Annotated in this window: 24 protein-coding genes; 16 read left to right on the forward strand and 8 right to left on the reverse strand. The window is 40.9% G+C overall.

Annotation, left to right across the window (positions count from 1 at the left end; translation table 11 throughout):
- Positions 1 to 372: 372 nt before the first annotated feature.
- Positions 373 to 2,073, reverse strand: coding sequence for a transglutaminase-like domain-containing protein (locus M313_RS0118435; protein ID WP_010198675.1), 1,701 nt, complete (start codon positions 2,071 to 2,073; stop codon positions 373 to 375).
- Between the two features lie 205 nt (positions 2,074 to 2,278).
- Between M313_RS0118435 and M313_RS0118440 the strand changes: the two genes are divergently transcribed.
- From M313_RS0118440 to M313_RS0118465, 8 genes are all read left to right on the forward strand, one after another.
- Positions 2,279 to 3,280 (forward strand): DUF1835 domain-containing protein, encoded by a 1,002-nt coding sequence (locus M313_RS0118440; protein WP_010198678.1) that lies wholly within the window; start codon positions 2,279 to 2,281, stop codon positions 3,278 to 3,280.
- A complete protein-coding gene (locus M313_RS24725; protein WP_010198681.1) occupies positions 3,277 to 4,230 on the forward strand; it encodes a DUF4097 family beta strand repeat-containing protein in 954 nt (317 codons plus the stop codon). Before M313_RS0118440 ends, M313_RS24725 begins: the two co-directional genes overlap by 4 nt.
- An 87-nt stretch (positions 4,231 to 4,317) precedes the next feature.
- Positions 4,318 to 5,580 (forward strand): sensor domain-containing diguanylate cyclase, encoded by a 1,263-nt coding sequence (locus M313_RS24050; RefSeq protein WP_010198683.1) that lies wholly within the window; start codon positions 4,318 to 4,320, stop codon positions 5,578 to 5,580.
- Positions 5,558 to 5,785: a diguanylate cyclase domain-containing protein gene (locus M313_RS26685; RefSeq protein WP_010198686.1), complete on the forward strand. Its 228-nt coding sequence runs from the start codon at positions 5,558 to 5,560 to the stop codon at positions 5,783 to 5,785. Before M313_RS24050 ends, M313_RS26685 begins: the two co-directional genes overlap by 23 nt.
- Positions 5,782 to 5,937 carry a diguanylate cyclase domain-containing protein gene (locus M313_RS26690; protein ID WP_157182510.1) on the forward strand — a complete coding sequence of 52 codons (156 nt, stop codon included), beginning with the start codon at positions 5,782 to 5,784 and terminating at the stop codon, positions 5,935 to 5,937. The genes M313_RS26685 and M313_RS26690 overlap by 4 nt, the downstream gene beginning before the upstream one ends.
- Positions 5,938 to 6,065: 128 nt before the next feature.
- Positions 6,066 to 6,257: a hypothetical protein gene (locus M313_RS0118455; RefSeq protein WP_010198693.1), complete on the forward strand. Its 192-nt coding sequence runs from the start codon at positions 6,066 to 6,068 to the stop codon at positions 6,255 to 6,257.
- Positions 6,258 to 6,371: 114 nt separating this feature from the next.
- A complete protein-coding gene (locus M313_RS0118460) occupies positions 6,372 to 7,565 on the forward strand; it encodes an aminotransferase-like domain-containing protein (protein ID WP_010198696.1) in 1,194 nt (397 codons plus the stop codon).
- A gap of 300 nt (positions 7,566 to 7,865) precedes the next feature.
- The gene (locus M313_RS0118465) at positions 7,866 to 8,096 is read left to right on the forward strand and encodes a histidine kinase (RefSeq protein ID WP_234946586.1); all 231 of its coding nucleotides are present in this window, start codon (positions 7,866 to 7,868) and stop codon (positions 8,094 to 8,096) included.
- Between the two features lie 16 nt (positions 8,097 to 8,112).
- Here the strand turns inward: M313_RS0118465 and M313_RS0118470 are convergent, their stop codons facing one another.
- The 3 genes from M313_RS0118470 to M313_RS0118480 all read right to left on the reverse strand — a co-directional run bounded on the left by M313_RS0118470 (position 8,113) and on the right by M313_RS0118480 (position 10,026).
- Positions 8,113 to 8,634, reverse strand: coding sequence for a DinB family protein (locus tag M313_RS0118470; RefSeq protein WP_010198700.1), 522 nt, complete (start codon positions 8,632 to 8,634; stop codon positions 8,113 to 8,115).
- A gap of 175 nt (positions 8,635 to 8,809) precedes the next feature.
- Positions 8,810 to 9,694, reverse strand: a complete 885-nt coding sequence (locus tag M313_RS24055) for an endonuclease/exonuclease/phosphatase family protein (RefSeq protein WP_010198702.1) — start codon at positions 9,692 to 9,694, stop codon at positions 8,810 to 8,812.
- A gap of 122 nt (positions 9,695 to 9,816) precedes the next feature.
- A complete protein-coding gene (locus tag M313_RS0118480; RefSeq protein WP_010198703.1) occupies positions 9,817 to 10,026 on the reverse strand; it encodes a hypothetical protein in 210 nt (69 codons plus the stop codon).
- A gap of 155 nt (positions 10,027 to 10,181) precedes the next feature.
- On the opposite strand from M313_RS0118480, the gene M313_RS0118485 reads away from it, so the two are divergent.
- Positions 10,182 to 11,966 carry a sulfatase family protein gene (locus tag M313_RS0118485; RefSeq protein WP_010198704.1) on the forward strand — a complete coding sequence of 595 codons (1,785 nt, stop codon included), beginning with the start codon at positions 10,182 to 10,184 and terminating at the stop codon, positions 11,964 to 11,966.
- 62 nt (positions 11,967 to 12,028) lie between these two features.
- On the opposite strand, the gene M313_RS0118490 is transcribed toward M313_RS0118485, so the two are convergent.
- The gene (locus tag M313_RS0118490; RefSeq protein ID WP_010198705.1) at positions 12,029 to 12,661 is read right to left on the reverse strand and encodes a LysE family translocator; all 633 of its coding nucleotides are present in this window, start codon (positions 12,659 to 12,661) and stop codon (positions 12,029 to 12,031) included.
- Between the two features lie 128 nt (positions 12,662 to 12,789).
- Positions 12,790 to 14,019 carry a helix-turn-helix domain-containing protein gene (locus M313_RS0118495; RefSeq protein WP_010198706.1) on the reverse strand — a complete coding sequence of 410 codons (1,230 nt, stop codon included), beginning with the start codon at positions 14,017 to 14,019 and terminating at the stop codon, positions 12,790 to 12,792.
- Positions 14,020 to 14,147: 128 nt separating this feature from the next.
- Here M313_RS0118495 and M313_RS0118500 point away from each other — a divergent pair, with 128 nt between their 5' ends.
- Positions 14,148 to 15,458, forward strand: a complete 1,311-nt coding sequence (locus tag M313_RS0118500) for an MFS transporter (protein WP_010198707.1) — start codon at positions 14,148 to 14,150, stop codon at positions 15,456 to 15,458.
- Between the two features lie 450 nt (positions 15,459 to 15,908).
- On the opposite strand, the gene M313_RS0118505 is transcribed toward M313_RS0118500, so the two are convergent.
- Both M313_RS0118505 and M313_RS0118510 read right to left on the reverse strand, forming a co-directional pair.
- Positions 15,909 to 16,562, reverse strand: coding sequence for a class F sortase (locus M313_RS0118505; protein ID WP_010198708.1), 654 nt, complete (start codon positions 16,560 to 16,562; stop codon positions 15,909 to 15,911).
- 70 nt (positions 16,563 to 16,632) lie between these two features.
- A complete protein-coding gene (locus M313_RS0118510) occupies positions 16,633 to 17,991 on the reverse strand; it encodes a hypothetical protein (protein WP_010198711.1) in 1,359 nt (452 codons plus the stop codon).
- 155 nt (positions 17,992 to 18,146) lie between these two features.
- Between M313_RS0118510 and M313_RS0118515 the strand changes: the two genes are divergently transcribed.
- The 6 genes from M313_RS0118515 to M313_RS0118540 all read left to right on the forward strand — a co-directional run bounded on the left by M313_RS0118515 (position 18,147) and on the right by M313_RS0118540 (position 22,150).
- Positions 18,147 to 18,770: a YdcF family protein gene (locus M313_RS0118515; RefSeq protein WP_010198714.1), complete on the forward strand. Its 624-nt coding sequence runs from the start codon at positions 18,147 to 18,149 to the stop codon at positions 18,768 to 18,770.
- A gap of 34 nt (positions 18,771 to 18,804) precedes the next feature.
- Complete coding sequence (locus M313_RS0118520) at positions 18,805 to 19,389, forward strand: hypothetical protein (RefSeq protein WP_010198717.1); 585 nt, start codon at positions 18,805 to 18,807, stop codon at positions 19,387 to 19,389.
- Positions 19,390 to 19,460: 71 nt separating this feature from the next.
- Positions 19,461 to 19,898 (forward strand): cell wall hydrolase, encoded by a 438-nt coding sequence (locus tag M313_RS0118525; protein WP_010198722.1) that lies wholly within the window; start codon positions 19,461 to 19,463, stop codon positions 19,896 to 19,898.
- A gap of 186 nt (positions 19,899 to 20,084) precedes the next feature.
- Entirely contained in the window at positions 20,085 to 20,801 is a 717-nt protein-coding gene (locus M313_RS0118530) for a hypothetical protein (RefSeq protein WP_157182511.1), read from the forward strand.
- The gene (locus M313_RS0118535; protein WP_010198727.1) at positions 20,798 to 21,514 is read left to right on the forward strand and encodes a hypothetical protein; all 717 of its coding nucleotides are present in this window, start codon (positions 20,798 to 20,800) and stop codon (positions 21,512 to 21,514) included. The genes M313_RS0118530 and M313_RS0118535 overlap by 4 nt, the downstream gene beginning before the upstream one ends.
- A 39-nt stretch (positions 21,515 to 21,553) precedes the next feature.
- Positions 21,554 to 22,150: a hypothetical protein gene (locus M313_RS0118540; RefSeq protein WP_010198730.1), complete on the forward strand. Its 597-nt coding sequence runs from the start codon at positions 21,554 to 21,556 to the stop codon at positions 22,148 to 22,150.
- Positions 22,151 to 22,164 lie beyond the last annotated feature (14 nt).

Below are 22,164 nucleotides of genomic sequence, written 5' to 3' on the forward strand. Positions count from 1 at the left end.
GCCCGAAGCGTGGTGGGGAAGTGGCAAACGGTAACAGAGAAGGCGTCTCAAGGCCTAAAGCGAGGTTGGGGAGTGGCAAACGGTAACAGAGAAGGCGTCTCAAGGCCTAAAGCGAGGTTGGGGAGTGGAAAACGGTAACAGAGAAGGCGACTCAAGGCCCGAAGCGTGGTGGGGAAGTGACAAACGGTAACAGTGAAGATGTCTCAAAGCGTAAAGCTCAGTGAAATCCAGGGAATTTGTCTAATAGAATCCATATTTCACTAAATGCATATCTCATCTCCCTCAGTTCAGTCCCGAAATCCATACAAAAAGTGGCCACATAGATAACTTCTATGTGACCACCAACATGAACTAATAAATCAATTCAACCCATCAATACCTTACCCCAGTCCGCGTATGCGTCTTCTTAAACTCATCCGGATTTGGATCAAAATAGTCCTCATTATAAGCAGCAACAAACTTATCATCACGATCGATATATCCTGATCCCCATGTAGGGTCCATCTCAATCCACTCGCCGTCCAAATTCGCCTCGACCCATGCATGATTCCCCGGCCATGGAGAGCCAGCTCGCCCCTCCACATATCTAGCCTCGACCCCACTTGCACGCATTAGAGCAATTGCCAGGTAGGCATAATCCTGACAGACACCTGTCATGGAATCCAAAGTCTTCAGTGCACTGTCGTCCCATTCAAACTCATTGTTTCTGTATTTTTGCACATCATAGCTGACATTCTTAGCAACATATTCGTAAATGGCTATTGCCTTCTCGCGGTCAGAATTCTTACCACCAGTCAGCTCTTCAGCAAGTTTAATAATCTCAGGCGCATCAGACTGAACGCCCCGAGAAGGCAGTAGGTCGCGTTTATCTTCAGCAGAAGCGGTCACATCAAATTTAGCAAATCCATAATAGCGGAAAAAATCACTGTTTTCTTCTTTGATTTCTGGGACGCTCAATGTTACTTCATATTCACCAGGTCCGAAACGAAGATGAAAGGATCCATCAAACTCATAGTTTTCTACAGGGATTACATCTAGTGCCTCATCGTCGCCTTTTTTCGTCGTTACATAAATGTGGGTAGTCTGTGGCCCAAACTCAGCTTCAGGGTCAATTCTACCTTTTACTGAATAGGTTCCTTCTGCCTCGTCCCCTCCGTATTGAGGGGATTCAAGTGTCACGCCACGCTCTTTATATGCAGAATAATATTCTAAAGGCTCCATCACTCGTTCAGAGGCGTTGTCTATATAGAGAGTCGATGCAAGTTGATAGTAGTCTTCCCGCTCACCATCCGGGACCAAGACTTCCAGTTGGTGAAGTCCTTTTCCATAGAACAGTGGAATGTCTGTTGAAAATTTTCCATTTTCAACAGTGACCATATGCTTCCAAATATCGGAGTCCTTTTTTAACTGAAGCATGATGGTATCCCCGTCTAAGAGATTACTTGCTTTCCCTTCGAAAGAGAATAGCTCATTTTCCTTTAAAAATGAAGATTCTACATCGAACTGAAGTCCGGCATCATGTCCAAAAGGAGTTAAAGAAATATCATAGGTTGATTCCGGGTTCACATTATGGACGGTGAAACTAGCAGTATCGTAATAATAATTTTCACGTTTTGTGTCAGGGAGTTGAACGGTGACACGATATTGCCCTTCGCCATTAAAAAAAGAAATGTTTTCCTTAAATTCGCCATCTTTTATTGGTGCGTAATATTCCATCAGATCCCCTGTCGGTCCGTCCTCATCGGAACGCACCTTAATCCAAACGTACTCTCCTTTTAAATCAGCATGCTTTTCAACATTTCCGGCGATTTCTAAGTACCCGTTTGCACTGAATTCTTTGTACTCAGGTGTCCTGAAAGTCGCATTAACTTCTTCTGCATAAGAAGTTAGCTCAAGTGCTTCTAGCTCCAATTCTGCATTCTTTTTATCCACAAGTTGTTCATATTCGTCTATTACTACTTCTTGCTCAGTAGGCTGATTTTCTTCGACAATTGTATTTTTATCTGAACAGGCAGAGAGAATTAAACTGATGCTCAAAACTAACACTGTTATATACCGGTAATTTATTACCATTGTATCCTCCTCGGGACGGGACCTTTTCGTCCATTTAAGTTGTATCTTTTACATACGTATGTACAAACTAGAAAGTTTCTGATGCTATCTTACTATTAAATTGGAAAAATTTGAATAGAAAGATCAAAACAATATAGTGGTAGAATTAGCCTTTTAGAGGTGATATAGTTAGGCTATAGGTAAAATATTCCTTGGGGGTTGAACTATGTTAGAGAAGTTAAAGGAAACGATTGAACAACTATCCGAAAAGGATGCGAAAACATGTCTGCACTTAACCTTGCTCCGATTAGATCAATTAACGAAAATAGATGTGCCAAAAGAAGAGATTATAGAAGAAATACAGCATATAGTACAAATAATGGACCACCAGTCACCACCTCGAACAAGTTATGACATGATACATATTGCTGGGAGTGAATCTACTGCCGGATCGCTGAAGGTTGGCTTGGAGCGAAACCATAAAGTGATAGGATTTTGGGAAATGTTTGATATCGGCCCCTTAGGTGATTCATCCGAAAGGGAAGAATGGTTGCAAGATCATATTAATATTTTCGAAGATTCCTTAGAGGAAGAGTTTAGTAGGACTTTTAAAAAAGCGATTGAAGAATTGACCCATATCCCTCCACATATCCCTATAGTCCTGTGGACAGCCGATAACGCTCATGAACAAATTTTTCATCGATACATCCTTCACCTGCTGCGTAACAGTGACAATGAAGTGGTCCTTATTAATGCAACCAAGGGATATGGAAAGCTTCCTCATACCAATCAATTCACACCTTTCCATTCGGGTGAAATCATGCCGGAAACGTTGAAAGTTATTTTTGAAAATGAATCGGAAAATATTCTGCCCATAAATGCTAGAAACCAATTATCAGACGAGTGGCTTCAACTAAAAGAAACGAAGGACCTGCTTCGTATTTGGAAGAACGAGGAGATACGAGGGGTTCCTGAAGACTATATAGACCGAGAATTACTTCATTGTGCTCAAAAAGTCCAAAGGGATTTTGCCGAAAATGATTTTGTAAAGGCAACGCGTATTATCGGTGAAATGCATGGTCAGTTAGAAGGGGAATTCAATACTGCGTTTTTAGAATATCGCCTTCGAACTCTTGCTTTTGAAGGTTACTTCAAGATAAAGGGGATACCAAAATCCATGCGACACTATAGCGTTAGATTAAAAGATAGGGAGGGGGAACATGCGTGAAAAAAGTATTATCGTTTTTGTTTGTTCTCATTTTATTGGTGATTGGAGCGACAGTGGTTTTTGGTCAATTCAAAGAAACGTTTAGTTTTAATTTCAGTACGTCTCCAATTGAACAAGAAGAAACAGTGGACGGCAGTGAAGCGGAAAACATAGAAATCCGCGCCACATCCGCGGATATCAAAGTGGTTTCTGTGGAAAGAGAGGACATCTATGCGAAATTATCCGGAGATGTTAGTGAGAAAAACAAGGGCAAGTATAAACTTATAGTTAAGGAAGTCGACGGAACAATACAAATTGAAGTCGTACAACCAAACATGGAATTCCAAATTGGTACCAACATAACAAGCTTGAAAGTCGAAATAGAAGTACCGGAAAAAACTTATACAGAGTTATCCACCATTTCCACATCAAGCGATATTCAAATGTCAGGGTTGCAAGTGGATTCCTTGAGAACAGAGGTGACTTCTGGGGATATTATGGTCGAAAATATTACCATAAAAGATAGCTATTCCATTGAACTGACAAGTGGTGATGTTCGCATTGAGAACACGGTAGCCAAGAACATAACTATTGAAGGAACAAGCGGCGATATCACCTTTAAGGAAGTTCTATCGGATCTTCAAGTGGATACCACATCAGGAGATATCAATGTCTGGGGTGTTGAAGGGAATGTAGACGTTGAGACTACTTCTGGGGATATCGAGATAGATAATAAACGTGTAACAGGCAATCTGGAGGTGGAGGTAACAAGCGGAGATGTGAGAGTTAAGTTCGACGAAAATCCTTCCTCTCTAGCAGTTGACTTCAAAGGGCGATCAGGAAAGGGAACCGTAAACTTAGATGGAATGCAATATAAAGAGAAAAGTGAGAGGAATATAGAAGGGCAAATTGGAGACGGGGAATTCTTGCTAAAAGTAAGAACGACTTCAGGGGATTTTAGATTAAATTAATTTAATGAAATTAACAATGTATATTCCTTCCACCATCCCTATGCTATATTTATAAAGTAATTTTACATAGATAAACATGGGGGCATTATGAAAAGATCGTTCAGTTTACAGGCACTATTATCAGCAAGTTTTGCAACATTGATTATTGTTTTGACGATTGTGTTGAGCGTTGCGATTGGACACCGTTCCAATGATGAGGTTCGAAGTGAGATAGGAAATTCGCTTAAAGAGACATCCTATATTATGGCGGGGAAATTAGATCATTATATGTGGTCGCGTTACGGAGAGGTCTCCATGCTGAGCACTCTATCAGAAATGAGACAGACAGAAGATTTGGTTGGACAACAGCAAATTCTTGATCGGCTGAAGGAGAAATTCCCTTCTTTTTCTTGGATAGGAATGACAGATAAGGACGGTGCTGTCCTGTCCTCAACCGATGGAATTTTACAAGGGGCAGACATATCAGAAAGGCCGGTGTTCACAGAAGCACAAAATAAAACTTTTATCGGCGATGTCCATGAAGCGGTACTACTTGCAGAATTGCTACCGAACCCTACCGGTGAAGTAATGAAGTTCGTGGATATCAGTACGCCAGTATATAATGAAGAAAATCAATTTATTGGTGTATTGGCGGCTCATTTAAGCTGGGAATGGGCCAAGGAAATTGAGGATTCTATGATGAAACCACTTCAGAAAAGAAACAGTTTGGATATGTTTATTGTAAGTGGAGTGGATGATAGTGTGTTGCTTGGACCAGAAGAAGAGCTCGGAAGTATGCTGCAACTGACAAGCGTGAAAGAAGCCCGAAAAGGGGATAACGGCTGGGTTCTTGAACAGTGGCCGAATGGGAAAGAGTATCTGACCGGATATGTCCTGGCAAGCGGGTACAAAGATTATCCTGGGCTCGACTGGGTGATTCTTGTCCGGCAACCAATAGATGATGCATATGCTCCAATTAGAGAAACACAGCAATACATCTACAAGTTTGGATTTATTTTGGCTGGGCTGCTTGCGATCCTTGGTTGGATTGTTGCCGGTAAAATAACCTCACCGCTAAAAAATATAACAACTGCTGCGGATCAGTTGAGGCGTGGGGAACGGGTAACTATACCTGACCACAAAGGCATTAAGGAAATAGAAGTTCTCTCGTATTCTTTAAAAAAACTGATCTCTAAGCTCACGAAAACAGAGACTGCGCTAGAGAAAATGGAAAACGTCGCCCATCGCGATCATTTAACTGGACTGCCAAACCGAATCCCGTTGTATGCTTTTATAGAGGAAACAATGAAAAAGGATCTTCCATTCGGTGTTCTCTATATGGACTTGGATGGTTTCAAAAAAGTTAAATGACAATCTAGGTCATGAAGCAGGGGATATTCTTCTAAAAGATGTTAGTGAGAGGCTTAGTGAAGTGACACCTGCAGGGGGGATGGTTGCCAGAATGGGTGGAGATGAATTTGTCATGGTCCTGCCTGTTGCTGCTCACCCTGAAAAAGAAAGGATTGAAAGTGGGGGGAAGGCATCATCGCCTCCATCAACAAGCCATTCAAAGTGAACGTACAAGAAGTTTCTGTCGGTTGTAGTATAGGGGGAGCTGTGTGGGACCCGGCTACTTTTGATACGAGTAAAGTGAACGAGATAATAAGGAGAGCTGATGAGGCCCTTTATAAGGTAAAACGAACGGGCAAAAATAGAATGGCATTTTAAAAAGATTAGTGGAGTTCCAAGAAATGAAAAGTCTTGGGACTCCCTTTTTTATTTGTTTTGGATATTAATTATTCGATATCATGTATACTAAGCTGATAGATGCCATAACCGAAAGGGGCTAACACCTGATGAAATTTTTAAAATCACAAATGAAACAGCTTATTAAAGACAATGATGAATTGCAGCAACGTTTAAGAGAAATGATGGACGAGCACGGCTTAGAAAAGAACTTCGCCTTAAAAGCTCTCTATCACTCTGAAGTGGCAGAAGGCGGAAAGTATCAAACAGATTATCAAGCGCTTGATGCATCGAAAAACTAATAGCATGAAAAAATGAACAGAGCAGACCCTAAATCGGGTTTGCTCTATTGTTTATCAAGTGAAAGTAAGTTTAAAATAGAAAGAACTTATAAATTGGAAAGGTGTCTGGTACCAATGAACACGGAATCTTTTTTTCCTAAAAACATCAAAGCGGCCCTACAAAATAACCCTCCCGGCGAATGGATCCCGTCCGTTCCAGCTAACGCAATACGTTTGCATTCCGGCTACCCTGCACCTCACTTAGTCCCATCTAAGGAATTAAAAGAAGCAGTTGCTCAATTGCTTGAAGAAGAAAATGACCTTCCACTACACTACATAGGAAGTCCGAGAATTGATAAGTTGAAAGAATGGGTACGGTTGAGGCAGGAAGTAAGAGGTATGGCTGCAAAAAATGACGAGCTTTTAATCACAGCCGGCGCATGCCAGGCTATTGATCTTATTGCACGTATCTTTCTTGATAAGGAAGCTGTCGTGATAGTAGAGTCTCCAACCTATATGGAGGCACTCGAGATTTTTCAAAATTACACAGATAAGATAGTAACAGTTCCAATAGATAAGGACGGTCTTCAAACGGAACAGTTAGCGGAGTTGCTTGCGGAGAGAAAGAAAAAAGGGTTGACGATGCCAAGTTTTTTATATACCATCCCAACCTTCCACAATCCAACTGGTACGACGATGAAAGAAGAGCGGAGGGGACAGGTTCTAAATCTAGCAGAGGAATACGATTTCTTGGTGCTGGAAGACGATGCATATGGTGAGCTTGGTTTTATTAACAATCCGAAGACGCTTAAGTCTTTTGATACGAAGGACAGAGTTCTTTACGTCGGATCCTTGTCAAAAGTTGTGGCCCCAGGCATGAGAATTGGCTGGGTGCATGCTACAGAAAGATTCATCCAAGCCTTATTCTGGTTCAAAAAAGATTTGGAGCATCCTTTCTCACAAGCGACCATGGCCACACTTTTGGAGAATACAGATTTTTCAACGCGGTTGGGAACTTTAAGTAAGTCATATCAGAAAAAATGCCAAGTTATGCTGGCAGCCCTTGAAAAGTACCTTCCTGAAAATTTGTCCTGGTTTGTACCAAAAGGCGGTTACTTTGTCTGGGTGAAGATCCCAGGTGTAGATACAGAGAAACTACTTTCAAAAGCAACCGAGGCAGGGGTATCATTCCTTCCAGGTAAATACTTTTTCCTCGATCAGACAGAAGGGGAAGAGTACCTCCGCCTTTCATTCAGCTATGAGAGTGAGAAGAATATTGAGAAAGGTATTCAGGTATTAGGAGATGTCGTTCAATCTTTTTTGAGATAAATGAAATGGCGGCTGGATTGCTTATAAAGCATAGGAGTCGTCCCTTGCTAATTAATGCACGATATTTCGGCTCATGGGCTGAGTTTGAACACGATGAAGACAATCCCAGATTGGAAATCGATGTAAAAATGTGTTCATAACAGGTATGAACACATTTTTAACGAGAAAAACAATATGAAATGGTCTTCAGGCATTTTATTTTCAAATAAGGGAACCTTATTTAGCTCATAAACGTAGAGAATAGTAGATATTTTCATATAAATTTAAGAAGGTGATCATTTGGAAAAAGTAAAGTGGTTTTTGTACACAGTTGCAGGATTGTTGATTGTGATTCCAACCATGTATGTGTTTATAGCAGATACTTATTTTAGCTCTGTGACTAGTAACATTCTAATATCTATAGCAATATTGTTGGTGATACTCGGTAAGTTTATTAGTGTATTTGAAAAGAAGAAAGAGAATAGTAGATACGCGGTTGATATTGGGGCAATCATTGGACTTGCGATTGTATTAATTATAGGTATTGTATAATGCGTGAAGGGAGGTTTTAACCTCCCCGAATCTCCCTCAATAACTGGAAAATCTGCCCCCGGTGATGTGCCTCATGTTCAACTAGATGATAAATCACCCACTCAGGTGTTACTTCATATTCATCAAGCACCCTAACCCTGCGCCAATCTTCCAGATCCATAGAAAAAAAGTGGGAAAGCAAGGTCTCTCTCACTTTATTTAATCGGTGAAGGTGGGTTTCGAGAGTATCCCCTTCAATATGTACCAACTTCCCGTCAGGCCATCCATCCAATGGGAAAAGTTTTTCTATTTCTAAGTCCCACGCGTCTTTTTCCATTACTTCCCCATATAGCCAACCAGCTTCTACATAAGCAATGTGATACAACAGAGATCCGATGGACTGTCTGGTTTCTATTTTTCTATCAAGCTCACTTTGGCTGACCCCTTTTAATTTTTCAGTTAGGTTGTGGCGTACATCTTCTAAACACCATAGAGAACGGCCAATTTCCGGTTCATAGCCTGATAAAGATGTGATCTGCAAAATGGTTTTGGTAGTCATTTTTTCTCTCCTCCTCATTTATCCAGTCACAAAATAAGTAGCACTCAACAATAATGAAAACAAACCAAAGCCAAATGCAATCCGATATAAGTGAAATCCTCTATTATTCCGGTGTTGGAGCATAAGGTTTCCCATAGAAAGTGTGACAACCAAAGTTAGAAGAAGTGGGAAAATATCATTGTTGCCTGAGAGTCCTGCCCATATCAGGAAAATGGTTGCCAGCACAGTCATGGCTAATAAGAGTACCTGTACTTTTTTTTAAATCTTCATCACCTTCTAAAATTTTTACTGTTGCCAAAACAGGATAATGATCTGACGGGTACCCTCCATTAAAACTGTCTCTAAGAATGCGGGCAGTAAGAAACTCTACCCCGTTTGAACCGAATATGTAATCGATGGGACTCCCTTTTGTTCCACCCTCATAAGCATGAAAAGTAAGGCTGTTTTCCTTTTCTTCTTCAGTAAAACAAGAATAACAGCTTTTCATGGACGATACTTCTGCTAATGCTTCACTCTCAGGCGCATCATTAAAATCCCCGGTTAAGATAACTGGCAAGCTTTGCTCGTTATCTTTCCTACGAATCACATCACAAATTAGTTTCAATCCTTCCTTCCTTGCAAGCTTCCCCATATGATCAAGGTGTGTATTAAAAAAGCGCAAAACTGGCTCGGTTTGTCTCTTTGGAATAAGCTCCACCCAGGAACAAATTCTTTCGCAGTGTGCATCCCATCCCATAGTCCCAATAATATCTGGAGTTTCTGCTAGCATAAAGGATCCTTTTGAACCTATGATGAAACGGGACTTTTTAACAAATACAGCACTGAATTCTCCAACCTCCGTGGATTCGGTTCGATTGACTGCGTATACTTCATAGGACTCTTCGAAAGTCTCTTTTAACCATTCAAGCATTGGAATGGTTGCTTCCTGTGTGCCGATAACGTCAGGCGTATAAGTATTTATGGTGTCTGCAATCCAGTGTTTTCGATCATCCCAGCTAAATGGGTCAGAAGCAACAATAACACGCAGATTAAAGGACATGACGGTATATGTATGTTTCAAAGACCACTCCTCCTTAAAAGTTTTCGGTAACAACTATTTCGATAAAACAATTAGGAGTTCCTGCAAATTGGGAGACAAAACAAAAAAGTGCCAAATTCTATTGGCACTTTTCAGGGTATCTATTAACGTGAATCCTTTGGTGGCTGGCACACGTCACATTTGCGTTGGTTGTTATTCTTAAATTTTGTAAAAGTCTTTTCAAAGTTGCTTCCACAATCACATTTAAAAAGTAACTTCTGAGAAAAGCCGTGGTATTCAGTGGATAGCAATTTACTATCTGAATTCTTCTCCACAAACTCATTTATTTTACTAATAGTCCATCGTTTATTCATTATCTAACACCTCCATCAGATTATAACACGGTTGTGGGTAGAAGGGACAGGCAATTCGAACCAATAGGGGTCAAGGTGCCTGTCCCTGAAATAAGCTAAAACTTCTGTGCATATAGTTAAGATGGAACAGATTGAACAGTAAAGGTGGGACAACGATGGCTAAAGAATCACAGACAATCAAGAAACCCAATTTTCTCATCCTGATGGTAGATCAGCAACGTTACCCGAGCGTATATGAAAACGAAGAACTTAGAAGATGGCAACGGGAAAACTTGCAAACTCAGGAGCTACTAAAGAAGAATGGTTTTGAATTTACAAAACACTATGTTGGAAGCACCGCTTGCTCTCCAAGCAGAACCACTCTATATACTGGACAATATCCATCCCTTCATGGTGTGACACAAACGAGTGGTGCAGCAAAAACCTCTTTTGATCCAGACATGTTTTGGCTTGATCCTAATACCGTGCCAACTATGGGGGAATATTTTCGGGCAGCAGGTTACAAGACTTTTTGGAAAGGCAAATGGCATGCGTCTGAAGAAGACATTCTAATACCAGGAACGAAAAACTCTCTGGCAAGCTATACCTCTACAGGCAGACCGGACAAGAGAAATGTAGAGAAGTATCTCGCCTCCAACCGCCTAAGTGATTACGGATTTGACGGTTGGGTCGGACCAGAGCCACATGGTTCCTCTCCTCGGAACTCGGCAAGCTCTGCTGCAATTGGGGTAAGCGGAAGAGATGTCATCTATGCTCAAGAAACTGTTGAGCTCCTTCAGTCATTGGAAAATGAATGTCATAGAGACTCTTCCCCGTGGTTTGTTATGTGCTCGCTCGTCAACCCCCATGACATTGCCATCTATGGCATTTACACAGAACTAAGCCCAATGTTTAACTTTGAAATTGACCCATCCGTGCCTTTCATCCCGCCATCGCCGACCGACAATGAATCACTAAGTACCAAGCCTTCCGCCCAAGAGAGTTATCGTGAGATTTACCCAAAGGCACTCCAGCCGATAAGAGACAACGTTTCATACAGACAGCTTTATTATTCCTTGCAAAAGAAGGCAGACCAAGAATTGGGGAAGGTTTTCCGAACCTTGCAGGATTCTACCTTTTACGAAAATACTATTGTGATCTTTTTATCTGACCACGGAGAGTTGCTTGGTGCGCATGGCGGCCTTTATCAGAAATGGAATAACACTTACGAAGAATCCATCCATGTGCCTTTGATTATCCATAGCCCAAAACTTTTTTCCGGAAAAGAAACCACCGACATGCTTACAAGCCATGTCGATGTGCTACCGACAATGTTAGGACTTGCAGACATTGACGCAGAAGAAATCCAACAACAACTTAAGCGTGATCACACAGAAGTTCACCCATTAGTAGGTCGTGATCTAACACCACTACTCATGGGGAAAAATAAATTCTACCGTGCGAACGAGCCGCTTTATTTTATGAGTGACGACGATGTTACCCAGGGCCCTAACCAAGTTTCGGCAACGGGGGAACCTTATCATGCTGTCATTCAACCAAACCACATGGAAGCCATTATCACTAAGATCTCCACAGGAGAAAATGGCACAAAGGAAATCTGGAAACTTACACGTTATTACGATAGCCCACAGTTTTGGAGTAATCCTGGAGTTGAGAACGTCACAACCACTCAAGTTTCTAAAACATCTACAGGTGAGCATATTGACTGTGCATTGTGCATCATGTCCACTAAAACGAGACCAGTACCAGATCAGTATGAACTTTACAATTTGACTAAAGATCCGTTGGAAGAAAGCAATCTTGCCTATTCAGACAATCGAACACCAGAAACAATGGCTATTCAGAAGCTCCTGATGCTGGGTTTAGAGGAACAGTGCAAGCAAAAGAGGTTGGAACCTTCAAGTGGGGAAGTGCCAGGGATGCCTTCATGTAAAAACTAAAAGAAGCCAAACGACCTGATCAAAATAGGTTGTTTGGCTTCTTATTTATGTTTGTTTAATTTTCACTCTGAACCTTTTTCCAACGCCAACTTGACTCCAAACCCAATCAACACTAGACCGGTAATGGATTCAATAACAGTGGTGGTACGTGGTCTTTTCATAAATGCACTAATCTGGTCAACTAGATAGATGTAAAGGACAAACCAAATGGCTGTCAGGACAGCGTAGGTAACTCCCATCAGGAGGAAGGGTCCGATTGTGCTAGTTCCCGGGTCAACGAATTGTGGCAGGAAGGTCAGAAAAAAGACCGCAACTTTGGGATTTAGCATGTTTGTTAGGAAACCTTGTTTAAAGTGAGATTGGTTTTTATATTTATTAGAACTAGTATCGTCCATCACATTCTCCGCTTTGTTGTTGCGGAGTGCCCAGATTGTTCTAACCCCCAGGTAGACAAGGTAAACGGCACCAACATATTTAAGAACAGAGAACAGAAATGCAGATTTAACAATAATGGCAGATAAACCGACGACGGCTGCGATGGTATGGATGAGGATGGCACAAAAGGTACCTAGAATGGTTTTGAATCCGCCGACTCTCCCGGCAGATAAGGTGTTTTTGGTGGCGATAGCCGTGTCAGGGCCGGGTAGAATAATCAATAAGACACTCATAACGACAAACAGAAAAAAGTTCTCCATAATGAAAACCCCAATCTTTGTAAAATATATTAAGATTCATTCTAACAGAGATCAGAATTTTTAAAAGTGCTTTTTGGGTTTTAGGGACAGGCACGGCGACCCATAGTGGGTCGCCGTGCCTGTCCCTGTTACCGACTCTTTTCGAGAACTGTTTCTAGTACCTTTTTACTGAAAGCTTTCATCTTGGAATCTAGGAGCGGTTTGAAGTTGTCGACAGCAATTTGTGCGGCAGTTAAGGATTCTTCTATTTTTCCGAGCTCTAATAGGATGAGTGCTTGGTAGGAATCTTTTACATATAAAAAAGATAGATCAATTGGATGGTGATTGTCAGGCATTACGAACAATTCTAATGCCAGAGCTGCCATTTCATAGCGTCCCATGTAATATAGCGCTTTTGCTTTTTCTAGATTGAACCAAGGAGAATAGTATCTCGCAATTTCTTCTGAGGAAAGATATTGATCAATTTTAGTGAGCGCCTTTTCATATTCCTTTTTCTCTGTAATCAAATCCATTATGGAGAACAACTCACAAAAGTAGAGGGAGGAGGCATGATCTGCAAACTCTCCGTATTGCTTCAATTTGCTTAAATAATACTCTTTTTCATGTTCATTCTCTTCCATCAATGCATGTGCAGCCGCCAAGCGATATAGGTCATCTGTAAGATAAAAGATTCGCTTTTCCTTAGAATAGGCAAGTGCCTTTTCCGTCGTTTCGATCGCTGCCTTCGAATCCCCCACAGCATATAAGTAAATAGCTTCATTATAATCAAGATCGAGTCTGGCGATTGGTTCTATGTAGGCGTGTTTGTCTTCAATTTCTTTCCGTTCTTTCATGAATATATATAGAGCTTCCTCATAATGATGCTCCATGAAGGCGATAGTTGCTCGGAAAATCCCAATAGAAGTCCGATTGGAAGAAATGTTCATCTCATCATACATATCAGATGCCTTCTTTAGTGAAATTTCCCATCCGTTTTTATTTTCTCGCTGAATGGCATAGCTGTAAATCTCCATCAGCCTGGCACTCTCATATCCTTTGGAGAGTTTCTGGATATGGGGGTCGATTAGTTCAATTAGTTGCTTATATTTATCAGGAAAGTCTGATTTGCTAAACGGAACGTTGTAAATCTGCTCCACACGTTCTAATGTTTTCCGCAACTCCTCGGTGTTGCCTTCTCCCAACAAGTCTGACACATCCACCCCAAGCTGATGTGCAATATATGTAAGACTTTCCATGGAAGGGTTTGCTTTGTTGTTTTCAATCAGACTAAGCATCCCTTTAGTCAGTCCTGCCCCCGCCAATGCTTCCAACGTCATCTTCTTTTGTTTTCTTAATTTTCGTATCCGATCTCCGAGCATAGAGGTGTGCACTCCTTGTAAAAAAATATATTTGTTTAATTATATTAAACTTTTCCTTGAATTGGAATACCTTAATATGGTACGATTTGTTTAATTAAATTAAACTTTTAAAAAACGGGGTGCTTTTAATGGAGGAAAGCTTAAAGTTAAAAAGAGCGACATATCACCTGTACACCTTTATGATTAGTAAATTAATCTCCACCTTCGGGTCCCAGGTATATGCATTTGCCGTTAGTTTTTATATTTTGCAGCTTACTGGATCTGCTACTAGTTTTGCGACAAATCTTTTATGTAATATTCTCCCAAGAACGCTTGCTGGACCATTTGCTGGAACCATCACTGATCGGTATTCTAGAAAAAAGATTGTTATTATCTCACAAGTAGCCACCACTTTAGCCATTACAGGACTTCTCATTTACACTCTTACATCAGGACTCTCCCTCATAGCGATTTACACAACAACTTGTATCCTTTCTTTAACTTCCATGTTTTCAGGAATTGCCTTTACTTCATCCATTACGGGTTTGATTGATAAGGCTAGAATTCAAAAAGCAACGGCGATGAACCAGATGGCGATCTCTTTTGCTGCCATTGGGAGCCCGGCAGTTGGTGGGCTTCTTTATGGAACAGTGCCGATTCCTGTATTCCTTATCATGTTTATTGTTGCTTCTGTCATTGCTGTCATTTTGGAATCAACAATGAATTTCCGCCTGTTTTCTGAGGATAAAAGTAGCTTAGAGGAGGGGGAGAAGAAAGAATCCATGATGCAGAGCATGAAAGCAGGTTTACGCTACTTGCGTCTGCAGAATTCAATTTTGGCCATAATCTGGATACTTTTACTTATTAATTTTCTCTTTGGGGCTTATGAAGTTGGGTATTCGTATATTCTGATTGAAAATTTAAAAATGGAATCCCAGCATTTTGGTTTCACACAAGGAGCGTTTTCTCTAGGCATGTTGTTAATGTCGTTTTATTTTTCCGGACGTAAAGAAGTGAAATTTCCACTGCTTGTTTCCAAAAGGGGAATCATAGGAATGGGAGCGGTTATGGGAGCGATTTCTCTTCCGCTGTTGTGGTCGATGTCATACTGGATAATGTTCTCTTATTATATGGTCCTAATGTTCAGTTTTGGTTCACTCATTATTATCGTTAATACCCCATTGCAAGTGATGCTTCAAAAGTCCGTTGCTGATGAATTCAAGGGGCGCGTGTTTTCCATTATCGAAACGATGGCGATGGCACTTATTCCTCTTGGTATGGTAATTTATGGTGTATTGTATGATGTCTTACCGGGGGAGTGGATCTTGCTCTTATCAGCGGGAATGCTCATCGTTATAACACTCATCATGGCGAGGCCGTCGGTTATTGAAAAAGTGCATCCAGAGATTGGTGAGAAGCAGAGTGGCCGTGTTGTGGAGGCGGGGAGTGTGGCACGGTAATGTAAGAGAGTATGAAGACTTCTGTTGGAAAGAATTGAGGGTAGGGATGTTTTCATAGATGGTATGAGGACATCTGTTAGCGAGAAATGAGGTCAGAGAGGTCTTGATAGCGGTTATGAGGACATCAGTTGGTGAGAAATGAGGTCAGAGAGGTCTTGATAGCGGTTATGAGGACATCTGTTGACGAGAAATGAGGTCAGAGAGGTCTTGATAGCGGTTATGAGGACATCTGTTGGTGAGAAATGAGGTCAGAGAGGTCTTGATAGCGGTCATGAGGACATCTGTTGACGAGAAATGAGGTCAGAGAGGTCTTGATAGCGGTTATGAGGACATCTGTTGGTGAGAAATGAGGTCAGAGAGGTCTTGATAAGTAGTATGAAGACATCAGAAGGGGAGAATCTTAGTCAGAGAGGTCTTAACGAAGACCTCTCTCCTTAAAAACATCTACCCTCACTTCTTCAAACTACTATACACAACCAACCGATCAGAATAATTCCTGCTCTCCCGATTAAACGTCCCTGTACAGGTAATCAGGTTTAAATTGCTCTGGAAAGAATAATCAAAGATGGCCTCTACAGGAGACTCATCCTCAGGGTAGGTTTCTATTCTGTCAACCACATAAGTTAGGGATTCGCCATCTGCATTAGAAACGATAATTTCGTCACCAGCTTCTAGATTTTTTAACTCGAAAAACACTGCTGGGCCGTTGCGGCTGTCGACATGTCCAGAGATGACGGAGTTTCCGCGCTCTCCTGGCATGGGGCCTTCATTGTACCAGCCGACGGTTTCGAAAGATTCGGGTACTCCCATTTGACCGTTTTCGATAACGCCTACTTGTTCCACTAGTGCATCGACACCGATGGAGGGGATTTCAATTCGGTGGGGTTCGATGCTGATCGATTCATCTTTAATGACTTTCCCGTTTTCGTTTGTTGTTTGTGTACGGGTAGGGAGGGGAGTTTTTTGATTGGTAGAGGCCGCAGTTTCGCTGGCCGCGGTTGCTTCGTTTGGAGATTCTTTTTCAGTAGCCTGATCACCAGCTGTCCCCGAACTACATCCGGCCAGTAATAGAAGCATGAATGCTAAAGCGGTTAGTAGTCTCATAGTTCTTCTCCTTTTAGAAAATGAGAGTAGGAAAGAGAGGGAGCGATCCCTCTCTTCTTATTTCAAACTATTATTCTTGTGTTGCTTTTCTTCTATAAGCAATGACTTGCGTTAAGACAATCGTGGATATCAGTCCGGCAACCGTCCAAGCGATAGCAGCGTTCATTCCATTGTCCGCTGTACCACCCATACCTGCTGCAGGCATGTCAGTTGGCATGTCTTTTTCAAAATTCTCTGGGAACTGGTCTACAATTGCACCAGACATCATTTCGCCTACACCGAACATGTGGGCATAAGATTCACGAATGGTGTTGTAAGTAGTTTCATAGTCTGCTTCATTATAGCTGTTGAAAGCAAGAAGTAGTTCATCAATGTGCATTTTCAGTCCTTCTTCAAGGTCAGCTGCTTTCAGACGGCCTTCTGTCGCAGTGTCTAGGAATGCAGCTTGCTCTACTTTATACTCTTCCAACTCAGCGATTGCCGCTTCACGGGCTTCTTCATTTTCCTCACCAGTAGCAACTACATAATCTACAAAATATCCGATATGGCTGCTCCAGATCTCTTCAAATACTGCTCCGCCTTCTTCCCCATAAACGGATGCTACAGCAGCAGATAGGTCAGCTGTGTTTTCGTTTAATGCACCTGCAGCATTTTCAAAGTCACCGGCGCCATCAATTCCTTTTTGCATAGCTAGAACTGCTAGTGCAGCATGCTCAGCGAAAAGGTGGTTCAAGTCAGCGCGTAAGTCAGCTGCTGGTGTATCAACACTAGTATTCTCGAATTTGTCTGGGAACTGGTCAGTGATCGCCCAAGATAAACCTTTTCCTGGCTCATACATGTGCTCAATTGCGTGACGCATGTTTTCGTATGCTTTTTCAAAGTCTCCAGCGACATAGTTATCAAATGCCCAAACTAATTGTTCCACGTGCATTTTTAGTCCAGCTTCTAGTTCGCTTGCTTTTAGGCGACTTTCTGTTGCTGTGTCAAGAAACGCTGCTTGTTCTACTGTATATTCATCTAATTCGGCTAACGCCTGTTGTCTGCCTTCTTCATTATCTTCAGCAGTTGCCGTTACATAATCTACGAAGTAACCAATGTGGCTGCTCCAGATTTCTTTAAATGCTGCTCCGCCTTCTTCCCCATAAACAGAAGCGACTGCTGCGGATAAATCATCTGTGTTTGCATTCAATGCGCCAGCTGCTTGATCGAAGTCTTCTGCTCCGTCAATTCCCTTTTGCATTGCTACGACTGCTAAGAAAGCATGCTCTGATAATAATGCATCCAATGACGCTCTCAAGTCAGATGCCGGGGTGGATACAGATGCGTGTGGATGATGATGTTCTCCATCGTGTGCACTTGCTACTTGAAAAGTCGGTACTAATAATCCTACGCTAAGTGGTACAGCTACGATTGCTTTTTTCCAGTTCATGTTCTAAGCACTCCTTTTTAGTTGGTTTCACTTACCTAACGGAGCAGATCAGAAACTGGATCACTTTTTTTAGAAAAAAATAAAAAAGTCTTCCACTTTGTCTGTATAATGGGAATTAGAAGTGGTTGAAAAATACATATCGTGGGAGTAATACCATGAAGCTACCTATTTCAAAATTAGATGTCCACAAACTTACCGATGCACAAATGACCGACCTATTATTTAAAAATATAAAAGATGATAATAGAAACGGTGACTGTATTTTTGTTCCTGGGAGCAGCAAGGCGGTCCAATACCGGTTGCCTCCAGCTATTCAGCTCTATCAGGAAGGAAGAGCAGGGAAGATATTGTTTTCCGGTGGAGTCGTATGGGACGGGAATCAGCTTAGCGAGGCACAGCTCTTAGCAGAGAAGGCCATGGAATTAGGGGTTCCTTCTGAGGATATCCTCATTGAGAACCAGTCACTCCACACAAAGGAAAATGTCCTGGCATCTTTGCTTGTATTGGATAGAGCGCTTCATCTCCATAAAATAAGTCGCCTGATCGTGGTGACAAGTCATTATCATATGAGGCGAATGAATCTTAAACTACGAACCTATATGCCAGATTGGATTGATTATTCTCTTTGTCCAGTCAATGATAGAACTACACGAGAGGACAACTGGTTCCTCAATCCCTATGGTAGACAACGGGTGGAGGCAGAATCTGCTAAGCTGATCAGTTATGTGAAACAGGGAATCATCATAGATCAGGAGCTGGAATTTACAAATTACCCATAAGAGCGAACATTCATTGAACATCAGGAGGTACACATTGAAAAAAAATATATCGTTTCAATTTCCAATCGAAAAGCAAGATTACACCGAATTATTCCGATACATGCCGTATTTTAAATCTATTTTTAAGATGGCCACTGTGGGGAATTTAGTTGCACTCTTTTTATTTTGTGGATACAACATTATAGCCAACCTTCAGATTGCCCAAGATGGCACCCAATTTCTTATTTTGAATATTGTTACCGTGGTTATTGGAATTGTTATGTACTATGTCATTCTTTTTTTGATCCGACTATTCTTTAGAAAAATTATAGAGAATAGAAGCAACAAACTCCATTCTCTATATTTTGACTCCAATTCTAACTATCTTATTGGGTATGATCCTCGTTTTGATTCCTTTATACTCGGTAAGGAAAAGATGAAAATTCCTGCTGACCAATCCTTAACCGTCATCGAAACAGAACGTAATTTATTATTTTATGTAGGCAAAGGAAAAGGGAAGGATGATAAGTTCTTAGTTTCAAAATCGGGTTCTTCTTCCGACCATCAGCTAAAGCTCGAGCGAATCACAAATATGCTACAAGAGAAGGGGATTGCCGTTCAAACAGCAAAACCAATCTAATACAACCGATTTTTGAAAATATCTGAAACCAATCTAGGCGTTTTTTCATACTATGGTGTTGAGGTGAAATTATGGCTAGAGTTAAGTTTACGGATTCAGATGTAGCGTTAGTGGCAAGGATGATGAGAGCGGAAGCAGAAGGTGAAGGAAAGCAGGGAATGCTTTATGTCGGCAATGTTATAACCAATCGTGCAGTAGCAGATTGTTTGGACTTCAAAGAAGTAAGGACCATTCCTCAAGTCATTTATCAAGTGCAGGGCGGAAATTATTCATTTGAAGCGGTCCAAAAAGGTAATTTATTTTATAACAGGGCAAGATCAGTTGAAAAAAACTTAGCAAGAAAGACGTTGACTTCTTGGAGAGAGCATCCAGCAAAATACGCTTTATGGTATTTCAATCCATACGCACCTTGTCCTCCAACCTGGTATGACCAACCTTTTTCCGGTCAATTCAAACAGCATTGTTATTACGAACCGATTGCGGGTACTTGTGCAAGTGTTTATACGTGAATCAACTATCATTACTTATTAGAGGACTCTTTGGCAGCTATGCGGAGTTCTCTTTTTTTTAGGAAAAGATAAATTTTTTTCCTGTTATTGGGTTTTAAATGGGAGAATGGTAGAATTGTAGAGATGGTTTTTACTTGGAATGGGGTGTGGAATCTGACTATTAATTTCGGGTATACGGAGAACATTATGGAGTTGCTTTGTATCCTTCTTGCTTGGGTGATCATTGCTGTGCTTGTTATTCGTATTTATCTTGGGCAAGATGCAGAAGAACGTCCAAAATTATGGAAGATAATTATTGCTGTTTTATTGGGGCTGTTTTCATTTACCTTCACTTTTTCACTTTTTAATGAGCCATTTTCCATTGCAATTCTTCCACTTGGAGTTTGGATTTTGTATGGAATCTTGAAAAGAAAAGGGCGATGGGAAGCTTACCGGAAATATGCTTGGACAGGTTTTGGAGGCAACTTTATATTTTTGAGTACAGCAATTCTTGCGATTGGATTAGCTGGTGTGTTCTATCCGGACGATGAAGTGCGGACGTATCTTACAGATGTTTCAGAAGTGGAATTATTGGTAACTCATCCATCTGGAGAAGAAGTGAAAATAAATGAAGAAAAGTTTGATGAATCCCTATCTACTTTTAATTACGAACGCTCGAACGTCATTCAATGGTTTGAAGAAATACGAGAGCAGATTTGGCCAGAAGAAGAGAGTGAAGAGCCAGTCGAAATTCAAGAGAAATTTCCATATCTGTTAACAGGCGTAAAGTCGAAAACTGGTGACAAGATTCGTGTTTATGTGGAACAAAACGGTAAGGGACTGCTTGTTACCACGAAGGAAAAACAGCATTACTATCGATCAAAGACGGCTTCCTTTTTAGAAGAAAGGAGGAATGCTGAATGAGGAGAAAAGCAATCTTTCTGTTATTTATTTTAGTAGCTTTAATCACCGGCACTATTATAACGTACATAATGATGACACCAAAAGCGTTCTATTCAGAGGACGAAATCATTGAAAATATGGATTATTTAACTCAAGAAATTGAAGTGTTAGATAGTATGCAATTAGATGAAAAAACTTATTTTGTCCCACACTTATCAAATGATGGTAAATCCTATGGTTCTAGCATTTGGGTGTGGAGTGGTTGGAAATGGGAATGTGTTGGTGCAACGACCGCTTCTGATCCACAAATAGTAGTTAATGAGGGGAACTCTTATATTTACTGGAATGTTCACCCAAAGGATGAGGTACGTGAATGGGAGTTTTATTTAACATCTGAGCGGAATTATTCTGTAACTTCTGTAGGGGATAATAATCAGTTAGAGGTTTATTATCCAAAGATACAGATGAAACATTCTGTAGAAGTAGAAAAGGGAAGTTATGGGTATGTAAAAGTGCCAAGTGAATGGAAAGAAGTGATTGGATCCTTTGATTCGCATCCAGCTGAAACAGGAAATATTCCTTCTAGCCATTCGTATATGTATCAATGGCAGGCTTTTAGTGACGACGGAGAATCAATTCGTCTTGAGCATACGTTCCGACGCGGTGGGGGAGGTTCTTATGGTGGGAATTATTTCTACCATATGACACAGTTAAATCCTGAAAATTTGGAATAGGCCTGAAAGAATTAGTAAAGAAGATTTGAGGTAATAGAAATGTTTCAACAATCAAGCAAGCAATATTATATTTTGGTGTTTCTTTTATTTATTTCTGTATTCTATGGATTTCAGAAGCATGTGGAAGTGAATAAGCAACAAGATTTTTTGGAACCGCATCTTAAGGAAATGGTAGGGAACCTGCAATCGGAGACCAATACTATTTCAAGTATCATGCAAAGGCTGATGAGTGAAAAAGAGATTCCTTATGCCCAATGGGTTCAATTGAAGAATGGATTCAACTACATAGAGGATACTAGCTATGAAATTGAAAAGCTGGCCAAAGCGATTTATCCACAACATTCTGATGGATTACAGTTTGCAACTAAAACTAGTGCTAGTTTAATTGCAGAGGAATTAAGATATATCGAGGAAACATTGTTGGAAGAGGATATGGATAGATTGGATACAGTCGCTTTTCCTACGGAAGTTGAAGCGACATTAGTCCGCATACATGACACTGCAGCTGGATGGAGTGAAGCAACAAATCCTTTTATAGGCTTACCGAGCAATTTATTAAGCCGAACAGGTTGGGTAGATATGCTAAAAGAGATGGAAGATGATTCAATTTCATATCAGGGTGATTATGGAAGCTAACTAAAATTAGGTGT

Origin of the sequence: Bacillus sp. m3-13, from assembly GCF_000175075.1 — a bacterium.
Lineage (GTDB): Bacteria > Bacillota > Bacilli > Bacillales > Bacillaceae_I > Sutcliffiella_A > Sutcliffiella_A horikoshii_C.

What these genes read in the sequence shown, in the direction of transcription:
- M313_RS0118435 (WP_010198675.1), bottom strand. Translation starts at nt 2,073, where the DNA reads ATGGTAATAAATTACCGGTATATAACAGTGTTAGTTTTGAGCATCAGT.
- M313_RS0118440 (WP_010198678.1), top strand. Translation starts at nt 2,279, where the DNA reads ATGTTAGAGAAGTTAAAGGAAACGATTGAACAACTATCCGAAAAGGAT.
- M313_RS24050 (WP_010198683.1), top strand. Translation starts at nt 4,318, where the DNA reads ATGAAAAGATCGTTCAGTTTACAGGCACTATTATCAGCAAGTTTTGCA.
- M313_RS26685 (WP_010198686.1), top strand. Translation starts at nt 5,558, where the DNA reads ATGGTTTCAAAAAAGTTAAATGACAATCTAGGTCATGAAGCAGGGGAT.
- M313_RS0118455 (WP_010198693.1), top strand. Translation starts at nt 6,066, where the DNA reads ATGAAATTTTTAAAATCACAAATGAAACAGCTTATTAAAGACAATGAT.
- M313_RS0118460 (WP_010198696.1), top strand. Translation starts at nt 6,372, where the DNA reads ATGAACACGGAATCTTTTTTTCCTAAAAACATCAAAGCGGCCCTACAA.
- M313_RS0118470 (WP_010198700.1), bottom strand. Translation starts at nt 8,634, where the DNA reads ATGACTACCAAAACCATTTTGCAGATCACATCTTTATCAGGCTATGAA.
- M313_RS0118480 (WP_010198703.1), bottom strand. Translation starts at nt 10,026, where the DNA reads ATGAATAAACGATGGACTATTAGTAAAATAAATGAGTTTGTGGAGAAG.
- M313_RS0118485 (WP_010198704.1), top strand. Translation starts at nt 10,182, where the DNA reads ATGGCTAAAGAATCACAGACAATCAAGAAACCCAATTTTCTCATCCTG.
- M313_RS0118490 (WP_010198705.1), bottom strand. Translation starts at nt 12,661, where the DNA reads ATGGAGAACTTTTTTCTGTTTGTCGTTATGAGTGTCTTATTGATTATT.
- M313_RS0118495 (WP_010198706.1), bottom strand. Translation starts at nt 14,019, where the DNA reads ATGCTCGGAGATCGGATACGAAAATTAAGAAAACAAAAGAAGATGACG.
- M313_RS0118500 (WP_010198707.1), top strand. Translation starts at nt 14,148, where the DNA reads ATGGAGGAAAGCTTAAAGTTAAAAAGAGCGACATATCACCTGTACACC.
- M313_RS0118505 (WP_010198708.1), bottom strand. Translation starts at nt 16,562, where the DNA reads ATGAGACTACTAACCGCTTTAGCATTCATGCTTCTATTACTGGCCGGA.
- M313_RS0118510 (WP_010198711.1), bottom strand. Translation starts at nt 17,991, where the DNA reads ATGAACTGGAAAAAAGCAATCGTAGCTGTACCACTTAGCGTAGGATTA.
- M313_RS0118515 (WP_010198714.1), top strand. Translation starts at nt 18,147, where the DNA reads ATGAAGCTACCTATTTCAAAATTAGATGTCCACAAACTTACCGATGCA.
- M313_RS0118525 (WP_010198722.1), top strand. Translation starts at nt 19,461, where the DNA reads ATGGCTAGAGTTAAGTTTACGGATTCAGATGTAGCGTTAGTGGCAAGG.
- M313_RS0118530 (WP_157182511.1), top strand. Translation starts at nt 20,085, where the DNA reads ATGGAGTTGCTTTGTATCCTTCTTGCTTGGGTGATCATTGCTGTGCTT.
- M313_RS0118535 (WP_010198727.1), top strand. Translation starts at nt 20,798, where the DNA reads ATGAGGAGAAAAGCAATCTTTCTGTTATTTATTTTAGTAGCTTTAATC.
- M313_RS0118540 (WP_010198730.1), top strand. Translation starts at nt 21,554, where the DNA reads ATGTTTCAACAATCAAGCAAGCAATATTATATTTTGGTGTTTCTTTTA.